We start from the raw sequence: 11812 nt of genomic DNA, 5'->3' as shown, positions 1-11812 counted from the left end.
GATGTTGAAGCGCGAGGTTCCCCGCGCCGCCCAGTCCACTGCGCTCCTCGGCGTGGGCACAGGGGCCCCGGGGAACGGGAACCGATTCGGGCCTTCGCTGCGCTCGGCCTCGAAACTTACCGACGCTGGGGCCTGAACACCATGCCCGCTGCTCAGCGCACCGTTCGCCACCTGCGCCTGCAGGCCCCCGGCACCGAGCAGGCGCGCCGGCTGCTGCCGGTGCTGGAGGATGCGCTGCGCTGCGCCAGCCTGGGCGATGGCGAAGGCACGCGGCTGCTCGTGGTGCGCCGGCTGGCGCTGGGGCCGGTGGCTCCCGGCATCACGGCGCCGGCCCTGGCGCAACGCATCGAGGAGCGGCTGGCCGAGGCCACGCGGCATTGGGTCGGCGCGGACAGCGACAGCGCCGCCGATGCGGCTTGCGTCGCCTTCGCTGGCGCGCTGGACGCGCGCGTGCAGCTGGCGCTGCGGCGGCTGCGGGACGCGCCCTGCGCGGCCTGGTACTGGCCGTTGGCGGTACCCGAGTGCGCGGCCGCCATGGGACCGGCCGACCAGCTGCAGCGCATGGCCTGGACCATCGCAGGCTGGCCCGAGGCCCGCGTGGCGCTGCCGGCCTGGGCCGCGGCGCTGGTGCAGGCCGGCCATGCCATGGCGCTGGCCCGGGCGCTGGCGCCGGTGCAGGGCGCGGCCCTGCTGGCGCGCGCCGGACTGCCGCCGCCCGCAGCCGAGACGGCCCGGCCGGAGACCGCCGCAGCGCCCGCACCGGCACTGCCGGCCTGGCTGGAGCAGCTGCTGCGGCACACGCAGGGCATGCACGCCACCACGGCCGCCGTGCCACCCCCCGCCCTGGCGGACGCGCCGCCCCCATCCGACGCGACGGCGCCACCGGCAACACGGGCCGCGGCGGCATCGGATACCGCGCAGGACACCCTCCCGCCCACGGCGCCGGCACGGCCGCTGCGCGCCGACACGCCGCAACGCAGCCCGCACAGCACGCCGGACGCCGCACCCGCCGCACCGCCCAGGTCCGTGCCTCCTGCCGCCGCCGGGCCGGCCTGGCGCGCACCGACCCGCCACGGCGGCCTGCTGTTCCTGCTGCCGCTGCTGGCCCGGCTGGGCCTGCCGGACTGGCTGGCGCCGCACGACCAGCGCTTTGCCGCCCTGGTGCTGCGCGCCACCCTGCTGCGCCTGCGCGCCCCGGCCGACGATCCGGCCTGGGGGCTGGCCGCCACGGCGGCCGAGGCCGCGGCCGCACCGCTGCGCCCGGCCGCGCCGGCCGGCTGGCCCGCAGGCCTGGCCCGCTGCGCCACGCGTGGCGCCCAGGCGGCCACCTGGCTGGCCGCCTGCCGCCTCCAGCTGCGGCGCGCGGGCGGCCCGCCGCTGGCCGGTCTCGTGCGGCGCCCGGCCGGCCTGGCGCTGACCGCCACGCACGCCGACCTGTTCTTCGCGCTGGACCAGACCGATCTGGCCGTGCGCCGCCTGGGCCTGGACATCGACCCCGGTTGGCTGCCCTGGTTCGGCCGCGTGGTCGGATTCCACTACGGCGGGCACGCGCCATGAACGCCCCGCAGCGCGAGGCCGCACTGCAGCTGCTGCCATTGCACCGGCTCGCGCTGGCCGCACTGGTGCCGCCGGCCGACACGCATGCCAGCCCCGAGGCCGGCTGGCTGGCCGCCGCCGACGCCGCCGATCCGGCCGCCGCGCTGCAGGCCTGGCTGGCCGAGCCACCGGTCGAGGACCGGCTGCTGCACGCCCTGGCCCGCACGCTGCCGCTGCTGCCGCTGGAACTGGTCGCGGTGGCACTGGCCATGGCCGTCGAACTCGACGCGATGGCCGCGCGCGCCGTGGCCTGGCTGCAGGCACCGGCCGGTGGCTCGCGGCCCACGGTGGGCCTGGCCGTCGCGGCGACGCAGGCCCTGGGCCTGGAGGCACCGCTGGCCGCCCTGCTCGATGGCGCGGCACGCGAGGCCGGCCTGCTGCTCTGCGACACCGAGCCCGCGCCGCGCCCGTTGCCCGAGCAGGCGCTGCGCGTGCCCTTGCCGCTGGTCCTGGCGCTGCGCGAGGGCGTCTCGCGCTGGCCCGGCGTGGCGCTCGATGCGCCGGCCTTCGCGGTCGCGCCATCCCTGCGCGAGGCCGCGCAGCGCCAGGCCCGGGCGCTGCAGGCCGGCTCGGGCGAGCTCGTCGTGCGCAGCGGCCATCCGCGCGAGGCGCGCAATGCGGCGGCCTGGGTGGTGCATGCGCTGGGCCGCCGGCCGGCGTTCTTCGAGCAGGACCCCGCGCCCGGCGCGGGCCTGTGGCTGGCGCTGTGCGGCTGCGTGCCGGTGCTGTGCGCCGAACTCGCGCCCGGCGAGTCGCGCCGCCTGCCCACGCTGCCCGGCTACCACGGCCCGCTGCTCGTGGCCAGCGGCACCGACGGCAGCTTCGAGCGCGACGGCAGCAGCGTGGGCAGCTGGCGCGTGCCGCTGCCGGCCGCGGACGAGCGGGCTGCGCTGTGGCAGCCGCTGCTCGGCGACGCGGCACTGTCGCGCAACGCCGGCCGGCAGTACCGCTACGACGCAGCGCGCATCGCGCAGATCGGCCAGGCGGCGCGCTACCAGGCGCGGCTGGCCGCGGCGGGCACACCAGGTCTCGCGCACGTGGCCGAAGCCGCGCGCAGCGGCCTGGCGGCCGAGCTCGGCACGCTGGCCGAGCTGATGCCCGAAGCCATCGCCGACGCGGTGCTGGTCGTGCCGGCCCCGCTGCGCGAGGCGCTGGCCGCGCTCGGCCAGCGCTGCGCATTGCGCGAGGATCTCGCGGACGGACTCGGCGCCTCGACCCAGGCGCGCTACCGACCCGGCGTACGCGCACTGTTCGTCGGCCCTTCGGGTACGGGCAAGACGCTGGCCGCAGGCTGGCTGGCCACGCAGCTGGGGCTGCCGCTGTACCGCGTGGACGCGGCCGCCATCAGCAGCAAGTACATCGGCGAGACCGAGAAGAACCTGGCCCAGCTGTTCGCGCGGGCAGAGCATGCCGAGGTGGTGCTGCTGTTCGACGAGGCCGACGCACTGTTCGGCAAGCGCACCGACGTGAAGGAGTCCAACGACCGCTTCGCCAACGCGCAGACCAACTACCTGCTGCAGCGCATCGAATCCTTCGAGGGCATCGCGCTGTTGACCAGCAACAGCCGCGGACGCTTCGACAGCGCGTTCACGCGGCGGCTCGACGCCATCGTCGACTTCCCGCAGCCCACGCCGCAGGAACGCCGCGCGCTGTGGGTCGGCCACCTGGGTGACGGCCACGCACTCGGCGACGGCGAGCTGAACCGGTTGGCCACGGCCTGCGACCTGTCCGGCGGCCACATCCGCAACATCGTGCTCGCGGCCGCGGCGCGCGCGCGGCACGCGGGCCGCCGGATCGGCTATGGCGACGCGCTCGCCGCGGTGGCGGCGGAGTGCCGCAAGCTCGGCCGCCAGGCACCGGCCGGCCTGGCGCCGGAGGCCTGATGGGCACCGCGCTGGCCCCTCCGCGTCCCGCGCGCGAGCGCGCGCGCCGCCACCCGGGCGCGGCGCCCGCGGACGGCGCGGCCCAGCCGCAGGCCGCGGTGGCCCCGCCCGTCGCGCCGGCCGGCATGCCGCGCTACCTGGCGGCGGTCGCGCAACCGGCGCCTGCGCCAGCGGCGAGCGGCGCCGAACAGTCCGCGACGGGCGCCCCGCCCGCCACCGCTGGCAACGCGCCGCGCACCGCACCGCAGGACGCCGCCACCACGGCCAGGACCGGCGCAGACCTTGCCGAAGACAGCCCGCAGCCCGCCGAAGCGGCACCGGATGCCCAGGCGCCGAGCGCGGCACAGGCTGCGGCCGCCACGGTGATCGGGCCTTCGGCAGCGGCCGGCGAAGACGTCGACGACAGCGTCATGCGCGGCGAGCTGGCCGAGGTGGTGGCCATCGGGGGCATCCAAGCCGAGCGGCGCGCGGGCCAGCCCACCGTCCTGGCGCCGAGCGGGCCGATGCCCCAGGAGCCGCCTGCGACGGCTGCCACCGTCGAACCGCCGCGGGCGCAGTCCGCCCCTGCCCCTGCCCCTGCCCCTGCCCCGGCCCCCGCGACCGCAGGCCCCGCTCCGGCCAAAGAACCGCCCGCGGGCGAGCGCGCCATCGAAGAACAGCTGGCGGCCGGAACCCAGGCACTGGAGCAGGCGCAGCAGGCCGCGATGCCCGGCGAAGAAGAGCTGTCCCCGCGCGCGGACGGTGGCGCCAGCGAAGCCGGCGCGGCGGACGACGCGCCGCCCGCCGCAGGCCCAGGGGAAGGCGCCGCAGATGCCGCGCCGCTGCCCACGGGCGTGCCACCGCCGGATCCCGCCGCATTGCAGGCCGCGATTCCAGAGCGCGAGCCCACGCAGCAGGAGTTCCTCGAACTGTTCGAATCCGGCACCAGCCCGGAGCAGGACCGCGCCCAGGTGGCGGCGCTGCTCGCCGCGCTGCGCGCAGAGGCCGAGACGCACAAGGCCGCCATCGCCACCGAAGCCGAGACCCAGAAGGCCCTGCTCCTCGCCGGTGTGCAGGAGCAGGCCGCGGCCGTGCAGCGGGACGCGGCCGCATTGCGCGCGCGCATCGGCGCGCACTGCGCCGGCGCCCGGGCCGCGCGCGTGGCCGCCACGGCGCAGAGCCGGGCGCAGCTCTCGGCGCAGATCGCCGGCCAGGTCGCGGCGCTCGAAGCCGGATCGGCGCTGCGCACGGCGGACGCCGAAGGCCAGCTCGCGCTGCGTGCGCAGCAGATGAGCGAGGCGGCCGCGGCGCGCAGCCGCGAGCCCGGGACCATCGCGGAGCAGGAGGTCGCGCGCTCGGACCGGGAACTGGAAGCCGCGGCCGGCCAATGCGAGCAGGCCGGCCGCGCCGAGGCGGCGCGCCATCCCGGCCGCGAGGAGCCGAATCCGGACAAGCGCGCGGCCGCGCTGGAAGTGGCCACCGAGAGTGCGGCGGACATCCGCGACAAGAAGCCCTCGCTGGCCGCGGACGTGCGCGAGCGGGCCGCCGAGTTCTCCGGCGGCTACTTCGACTACGCGGACAGCGTCAACGCGCAGATCGCGCAGGCGCGCGCCGACCTGATCCCGCTGCTCGCCGAGGCCGCGGCCGCGGCGATCGCCGAACTGCAGGCCGGCGAAGCCGGCGCCGCTGCCGGCCTGGACGAGCGGCTCGCCACGGACCTGGCTGCTCTGGACGCCGCCGAGGCCGGCGCGCTGGCGCAGGTGGACGCCGCCAGCGCCCGGACGCTCGCGTCGATCCGGCAGGCCGCGCAGGCAGCAGCGGCGCGCCTGGACGGCGACGCGGCCACGCTGCAGACCGGCATCGACGCCAGCCTGCAGGAAACCGAGGCGGTCGCGAGCGGCGCCGCCGAGCCGCTGCCCGGCGGCATGCGCGACGTCATCGAGGCGACGCGCGCCGCCATCGCCGCGAGCGCCGCGGACGGCTGCGCGGGCCTGGCCCAGTCGGCCACGGCCACGCTCGGCCAGCTGGCCGAGGCGGCGGCCGGCTTCGCCACGCAGGCCGGCGCGCTGGAAGGCGCGGCCGCGCGCGCATCGGCCGCGGTCGTGCAGAGCGGCAGCGCCGCGGCCGCGGCGGTGCTCGCGGGCCAGGCCAGCCAGGGCGAGAGCGCCATCGCCGGGCTCGCCAGCCGCCAGGAGCAGCTGAGCGCGGGCGTCATGGCCGAGATCGACACCGCGATCGCGCAGGCGACGGCCGAGCTGGACGCCATCAACACCCGCTTCGCGGACGACGTGCGCAGCGCGGTCGACGAGGGCATCGCCCAGGCCATCCTGCCGCGCACCGACCAGGTCGAGGACCGGGCGCAGGAAGCCGCCGAGCAGGTGGACGATGGCTGGTTCTCCGGGCTGGTGCGGGCCATCGGCCAGATCGTGGTCGGGCTGCTGATCATGGTGGCGGTGGCCCTGGTCGTGGCCGCCATCGCCGCCGCATTCGGCGTGATCCTCACGGCCTGGACCGCGGTCATGATCGCCGGCGCGATCCTGCTGGTGGTGGGCTTCGTGCTCGCGGTCGCCGCGCGCAGCGGGCAGGCGGAACTCTCGGACAGCCCCTGGTACACCATCGCCGGCTATGCGCTGGCAGACACCGTGGGCATCACCGGCATCGCCGAAGGCATCACCGGGCACGACCTCGTCACGGGACGCGAACTCACCCAGGGCGAGCAGACCGAGCGCGGCGTCATGGGTGCGTTCACGCTGGTGAGCCTGGTGCTGGGCGCGCGCGCCGCGATCAAGGGGCCGCCGGGCGGTGCCTTCTTCCGGCCCAACCTGGTCCCGCGCGGCTGGGTGGGCTGGCGCGCCGCGCTGCCGCAGGCCTGGCGCGGCATGCGCGTCACGGGCATCGAGATGTACACCGGCCTGCGCCTGGGCGCGCGCAACCTGAACGAGTGGGTGCGCACCCGCGTGCTGGGCGCGGAGCCGACGCGTGCACCGCCCGAACTGCTGGATGCGGTCGGCGAACCCTCGACCGCCGAGACCCTGCGGGAAGCCGAGATGCCCTACCGCAACCCGCCCGAGATGATGACCGCGCGCCGCGGCCAGCCCATCGACGTGAGCCAGCTCGATCCGGCACGCAGGTATCTGTGGGTGGTGGACGGCGAGGGCAACTTCATCATCGCGCCGGAGAACCAGCCCGGCTTCAAGTCGCGCGTGGTGCACGGCGACCTGACCCCGGGCGCGGGTGGCGAGTTCCGCGGCACGGCCCGCGCCGCCGGGGAGCTGAACGCGCGCGTGGGGCCCAACGGCGAGGTCACCTGGGTGATGGACAGCGATTCGAGCTACAGCTTCAACCGCTCCGACGGCGCCGTCCTCGGCGAGCCGAGCCGCACGGCCGCCCACGACGTGCTGACCGACACCGGCACCAACACCGAGTCCATCGATGTCCAGGCCGGAGACGGCTGGCCGCTGACCGAGCCGCGGCCACCCCGGCCGGGCGCGGCACCGGTCGTCCCGCCACTGCGCCTGCCGGAAGAATCCGACGCGACTGCGCCATGACGGTCCGCCCGGCCATGGGGGCAATGGCCGGGCCAGGCCGCCTGGCAGCGCCGCCGTCCGTATCATCGACCGCATGCACGCCACCATCTTCCACAACCCCGCCTGCAGCAACTCGCGCAGCGCGCTGGCCCTGCTGCGCGAGCGTGGCATCGAACCCGAGATCGTCGAGTACCTCCAGACCCCGCCCACGGCCGAGCGGCTGGCCGGCCTCGTCGCCGCCATGGGCATCGCGCCACGCGAACTGCTGCGCAGCAAGGAGGCGCGCTACGCCGAACTGGGCCTGGACGACGCGAAGTGGACCGACGCGCAACTGATCGAACAGATGGTGCAGCACCCCGTGCTCATGAACCGCCCCATCGTCGAGACGCCGCGCGGCACCCGGCTGTGCCGCCCCGGCGATCTGGTGCTGGACCTGCTGCCCGCCGCATGAAGACCATCACCCTGGTGCGCCATGGCGAGAGTGAGGCCAATGCGGGCCTGCCCAGTGGCGACCCGGCCCTGATCCCGCTCACCGCCACCGGCATCGCCCAGGCCGCGCACTGGGCCCGCAGCATGGACTGGCAGCCGGCCCAGGTGTTCAGCTCGCACTACCAGCGCGCGCAGCACACGGCCGCGCCCTGCGCCGCGCGCTGGCAGCTGCCGATCGAGACCATCGCGAACCTGCACGAGTTCGTGACCTTGCCGCCCGACGAGGTGGCTGGCACCACCAACCTGGCGCGCAAGCCGCTCATCGACGCCTACTGGGCGCGCGCCGAGCCCGCGCACTGCACGGGCCCGGGGGCCGAGAGCTTCCTGGCCTTCGCCGGCCGCGTGGACCAGGTGCGCGTGCGGCTCGAGGCCCTGCCCGACCGCAGCGTGGTGTTCGGCCACGGCATGTGGCTGGCCATGCTGGTCTGGCGCTGCATGGGCTTTCCGGTGGACAGCACGCGCGCCATGCAGGCCTTCCGCGCGTTCCAGCTCGGCCTGCCCATGCCCAACTGCTGCAGCTACGCGCTGCATGGCGACGACGGGCACTGGGCGATCCGCTTCGCCGCGGCGCTGCCGCGCGCGCTGCCCACGCCGGGCGAGCAGGCGGTGCAGATCCAGTAGCGTTCAGGGCAGCACGCCGAGCAGGCTGGTGCCTGAGGCCGTGATGTCGCTGGCGCCGGCCTGCAGCGCCTCGTCGCGCCAGCGCTTGGCCGCGTCCATGCTGCAGTAGATGTACAGCGGCACCTGGGTGCCCAGCGCCCGCAGCCTGCGCACGAGGTCGATGCCGGCGGTGCGGCCTTCGGGCCGGCCCATGTCGGTCACGACCACGTCGTAGCGCTGCGCGGCGAACCTGGCCAGGCCCTCGTCGGTACTCAGCGCGGTGTCCACCTCGACGCCGCGCTCCTGCAAGGCGGCGATCAGGTAGCTGTTGTTGCGCGGCACGTCGTCGACCCACAGCACGCGGTGCCCGCGTGCCGGCTGCACCGTGCGGGCGGCCATCGGTGCCGCGGCGGCCTCGGGTGGCGGGCCGAGGCGTTTCTCGAGTTCCGCGAGCTTGGTCTGCAGGTCCAGCACCACCTGGCTTTGCTGCTCTGCCGCCTCTTCCATGCTCAGTTCGTTGCCGGCGATGGCGATCTTGAACTTGCGCTGCTTGGCCGAGGCGATCAGTTCGCCGACCGGGCCGCGCAGCCAGATCAGCAGGAAGGCACAGACCGCAGGCCAGGCCAGCGATGCCAGGGCGGAAACCAGAGCGGCGAAATCCTGCATGGCGGATGCTCCCATCGGGCCGGGGCGGCGAGGCGACCACTGTAGCCGCAGCGCGCGCATATGCACATGCGAAGTTCTTCGTGGCGTCGGCGCGCCGGCATGCCTACGCTCGGCAGCGTTGTCACGACGGATCACACCCCCATGTCCCTTCCTCTGCGCCGCCGCCAGGCCCTGCAACTCGCTGCCTCTGGCGCCGCCGTGCTGGCGGCACCCGCCGTACTCGCCCAGGCCCCGCGCACCATCCGCATCGGCTACCAGAAGTTCAACACGCTCAACATCCTCAAGGGCACGGGCCAGCTGGAGAAAGCCCTCGCGGTTCAGGGCGCCAAGGTCGAGTGGCACGAGTTCCTGGGTGGCGGCCAGCTGTCGGAGGCACTGGCCGCCGGCGCCATCGATTTCGGCCATGCCTCCGACGGCATCGGCGTGTTCCAGCAGGCCAGCAGCAAGGGCCTGGCCTACCTCGCGGCCGAGAGCCCCTACCCGCGCGGCGTGGGCTTCCTGGTGCCGGCCGATGCGCCGTTCAAGACCGTGGCCGACCTCAAGGGCAAGCGCGTGGCCACGGGCCGCGGCTACAACAGCCAGTACATCCTGATCCGCGCCCTGGAGGCTGCCGGCCTGCGCTACGAGGATGTGGAGGCGGTCTACATCGTCACCGCCTCGGACACGGTGGCCGCACTGCAATCGGGCAGCGTGGCCGCCATCGGCCTGTGGGACCCGTTCCTGGCCGGCGCCCAGGTGGCCACCGGCGCGCGGCTGCTGTTCGACGGCACCGGCCTGTCGGCCAACCGCACCTACCACTTCGCCCGGCCCGAGGTGGCGCGCGCGCAGCAGGACCTGCTGCGCACCGTGTTCGCCGAACTGCGCAAGGCCAACACCTGGTCGCAGGCCAATCCCAAGGAGGTGGTGGCGACGCTGGCACCGCAGCTCAAGGTCGACCCGCAGGTGCTGGCCCTGGCCACCGAGCGGCGCGCGTACGGCGTGGTGCCACTCAGCGACGCGATCGCGCAGGACCAGCAGCTGCTGGCCGATGCCTTCGCCAAGATCAAGCTGATCCCCAGGCCCGTGCAGGTCAAGGACGCATTCCTGGACCTGGGCCTCGTTTGAGTTCCAATCCCGCCGCATGAGCACGAACGACGAACCCTATGACGTGGCCGTGGTCGGCCTGGGCGCCCTGGGCAGCGCCATCGTGCGCCCGCTGGCCCAGCGCGGCGCGCGCGTGCTGGGGCTGGACCGGCATGCGCCGCCGCACGACCTGGGTTCCTCGCACGGCGAGTCGCGCATCACGCGGCTGGCCATCGGCGAGGGCGACGCCTACGTGCCGCTGGTGCGACGCTCGCACGCGATCTGGCGCGAACTCGAACGCCAGACCGGCCTGCCGCTGTACGAGGCCACGGGCGGCCTGGTGCTGGGCAGCGAGCACAGCCGCCGCGTGCACCATGGCAAGCCCGACTTCCTGCGCCGCACCATCGGCAGCGCGCAGCGCCACGGCATCGCGCACGAACTGCTGGACGCGCGCGAGATCCGGCGCCGCTTCCCGCCCTTCGCGCTGCGCGGCGACGAGATCGGCTACTGGGAACCCGAGGCCGGACTGGTGCGGCCCGAGCAGGCCATCCGCGCGCAGCTGGCCGTGGCCCGCGCGGCCGGCGCCCATCTGCGCAGCGGCGAGACCGTGCTGGCCCTGGAGCCGCACGGCGACGGCAGCGTGACCCTGGTCACCGACCAGGGCCGCCACCGCGCGCGCCAGGTCGTGCTGTCGGCCGGCGCCTGGCTGCCCGGCCTGCTGCAGGGCCTGGGCGCGCAGGCCTGGGCGCCCTGGGCCGGCGAGTTCGCCGTGTACCGCCAGACCATGCACTGGTTCGCGCTGCCGCCCGAGGCGGCGCCGGCCTTCGCGCCGGGGCGCTTTCCGGTCTTCATCTGGATGTACGGCGACGGCGAGGAGGACTACTTCTACGGTTTTCCCGCGGCCGACCCGGCGCAGCCCGCGCTCAAGGTGGCGACCGAGCAGTACCTGGCGCCGACCACACCCGAGGCGCTGCAGCGCGAGGTCGGCCTGGAGGAAGCCGCCGCCATGCACGCCAGCCGCGTCGCCGGCCGCTTTCCGCAGGCCGGGCCGCAGGCGCTGCAATCGCGCGCCTGCATGTACACGGTCACGCGCGACCGCGATTTCGTGGTCGACCGGCTCGGCGACGGCCTGCCCGTCTGGGTGGCCTCGGCCTGCTCGGGCCACGGCTTCAAGCACTCGGCCGGGCTGGGCGAGGCCATCGCGCTCAAGCTGCTCGATGTGGGAACGGGCGCGCTGCTGGCTTCGTTCAAGCGGCGCGCAGCGGCGTCCGCGCAGGCCGCCTAGGCCTGGGCTGCGGCGCGCTGCAGCGCGGCCGCCACGTTGCGCTGGGTTCCGAGGATGTGCTCTTCGAGCAGCGCACAGGCGGTGTCGGCATCGCGGCGCAGCGCGGCGTCCATGATCCTGCGGTGGTCGTTCGACTTGCGCCGGCCGATCGTGCGGTAGCGCGCCGAGAAGCGCCGGTAGCGCTCGGCCTGGTCGAACAGGCTGGCGCCCCAGAGCCGCTGGCGCTCCGACGGGCATGCCGCCAGCAGCGACAGGTGGAAGCTGCGGTGCAGCTGGGCCCACTCGTCGTCCAGCACCACGGGGCCGTCGGAGAGGCGCGACTCGACCTTCTCCAGCCGGTGGTAGGCCGAGACGACGGCCGCCTCCCAGGCGTCATCACCCTGCGCCATGGATTCGCGCAGCGCGCCCACGTCGAGCATGAGCCGCATGCGGGTGATGTCGGCCAGGTCGTCCTCGGAGATCGCCGCCACGCGGAAGCCGCGGCGCTCGTCCGCGCGGATCAGCCCCTCCTGCGCGAGCCGGCTCAGGGCCTCGCGCAGCGGGCTGCTCGACAGGCCGTAGACCGCCTGCAGCTCGTCGACCTTGAGCTTGGCGCCCGCGCCGAAGGTGCCAGCCAGCACATCGCGCCGCAGGTTCGTGAAGGCCTGGTCGGCGAGCGGCGGCCGGCGCAGCAAGATCTCTTCATTGTGCATGTCGAAGATTTTATGCATAAAGACTTCCTGATG

General features: G+C 75.1%; 8 protein-coding genes and 1 pseudogene. 7 read left to right on the top strand and 2 right to left on the bottom strand.

Features of this window, described 5'->3' with window-relative positions; all coding sequences use genetic code 11:
• Positions 1-141: 141 nt before the first annotated feature.
• The 5 genes and pseudogenes from ACSQ4M_RS18090 (at position 142) to ACSQ4M_RS18070 (ending at position 8095) form a co-directional block, all read left to right on the top strand.
• Positions 142-1557: a hypothetical protein gene (locus ACSQ4M_RS18090; RefSeq protein WP_436190811.1), complete on the top strand. Its 1416-nt coding sequence runs from the start codon at positions 142-144 to the stop codon at positions 1555-1557.
• A complete protein-coding gene (locus ACSQ4M_RS18085; protein ID WP_436190810.1) occupies positions 1554-3479 on the top strand; it encodes an AAA family ATPase in 1926 nt (641 codons plus the stop codon). Before ACSQ4M_RS18090 ends, ACSQ4M_RS18085 begins: the two co-directional genes overlap by 4 nt.
• Positions 3479-7006, top strand: a complete 3528-nt coding sequence (locus ACSQ4M_RS18080; protein ID WP_436190809.1) for a hypothetical protein — start codon at positions 3479-3481, stop codon at positions 7004-7006. Before ACSQ4M_RS18085 ends, ACSQ4M_RS18080 begins: the two co-directional genes overlap by 1 nt.
• Positions 7007-7079: 73 nt before the next feature.
• Positions 7080-7427: pseudogene (gene arsC, locus ACSQ4M_RS18075) on the top strand (arsenate reductase (glutaredoxin)); the annotation flags it as partial.
• A 5-nt stretch (positions 7428-7432) separates the two neighbouring features.
• The gene (locus ACSQ4M_RS18070; protein ID WP_436190808.1) at positions 7433-8095 is read left to right on the top strand and encodes a histidine phosphatase family protein; all 663 of its coding nucleotides are present in this window, start codon (positions 7433-7435) and stop codon (positions 8093-8095) included.
• Between the two features lie 3 nt (positions 8096-8098).
• On the opposite strand, the gene ACSQ4M_RS18065 is transcribed toward ACSQ4M_RS18070, so the two are convergent.
• Positions 8099-8740 (bottom strand): response regulator, encoded by a 642-nt coding sequence (locus tag ACSQ4M_RS18065; protein ID WP_436190807.1) that lies wholly within the window; start codon positions 8738-8740, stop codon positions 8099-8101.
• 141 nt (positions 8741-8881) lie between these two features.
• On the opposite strand from ACSQ4M_RS18065, the gene ACSQ4M_RS18060 reads away from it, so the two are divergent.
• Entirely contained in the window at positions 8882-9844 is a 963-nt protein-coding gene (locus tag ACSQ4M_RS18060) for an aliphatic sulfonate ABC transporter substrate-binding protein (protein ID WP_436190806.1), read from the top strand.
• Positions 9845-9860: 16 nt separating this feature from the next.
• A complete protein-coding gene (gene solA, locus ACSQ4M_RS18055) occupies positions 9861-11087 on the top strand; it encodes an N-methyl-L-tryptophan oxidase (protein ID WP_436190805.1) in 1227 nt (408 codons plus the stop codon).
• Here solA and ACSQ4M_RS18050 read toward each other — a convergent pair.
• Positions 11084-11797 carry an FCD domain-containing protein gene (locus tag ACSQ4M_RS18050; RefSeq protein WP_436190804.1) on the bottom strand — a complete coding sequence of 238 codons (714 nt, stop codon included), beginning with the start codon at positions 11795-11797 and terminating at the stop codon, positions 11084-11086. The two genes, solA and ACSQ4M_RS18050, sit on opposite strands and share 4 nt — an antisense overlap.
• Positions 11798-11812 lie beyond the last annotated feature (15 nt).

Source organism: Pseudorhodoferax sp. LjRoot39 (assembly GCF_964253035.1).
In the GTDB taxonomy this organism is placed as follows: Bacteria; Pseudomonadota; Gammaproteobacteria; order Burkholderiales; family Burkholderiaceae_C; genus Pseudorhodoferax.
The sequence above is the reverse complement of the archived record's forward strand: the minus strand, read 5'-3'. Positions and strand labels throughout refer to the sequence as shown.

Coding starts and splice junctions, on each gene's coding strand:
- ACSQ4M_RS18060 (WP_436190806.1), top strand. CDS start 8,882: ATGTCCCTTCCTCTGCGCCGCCGCCAGGCCCTGCAACTCGCTGCCTCT.
- ACSQ4M_RS18065 (WP_436190807.1), bottom strand. CDS start 8,740: ATGCAGGATTTCGCCGCTCTGGTTTCCGCCCTGGCATCGCTGGCCTGG.
- ACSQ4M_RS18090 (WP_436190811.1), top strand. CDS start 142: ATGCCCGCTGCTCAGCGCACCGTTCGCCACCTGCGCCTGCAGGCCCCC.
- ACSQ4M_RS18080 (WP_436190809.1), top strand. CDS start 3,479: ATGGGCACCGCGCTGGCCCCTCCGCGTCCCGCGCGCGAGCGCGCGCGC.
- ACSQ4M_RS18085 (WP_436190810.1), top strand. CDS start 1,554: ATGAACGCCCCGCAGCGCGAGGCCGCACTGCAGCTGCTGCCATTGCAC.
- solA (WP_436190805.1), top strand. CDS start 9,861: ATGAGCACGAACGACGAACCCTATGACGTGGCCGTGGTCGGCCTGGGC.
- ACSQ4M_RS18070 (WP_436190808.1), top strand. CDS start 7,433: ATGAAGACCATCACCCTGGTGCGCCATGGCGAGAGTGAGGCCAATGCG.
- ACSQ4M_RS18050 (WP_436190804.1), bottom strand. CDS start 11,797: ATGCATAAAATCTTCGACATGCACAATGAAGAGATCTTGCTGCGCCGG.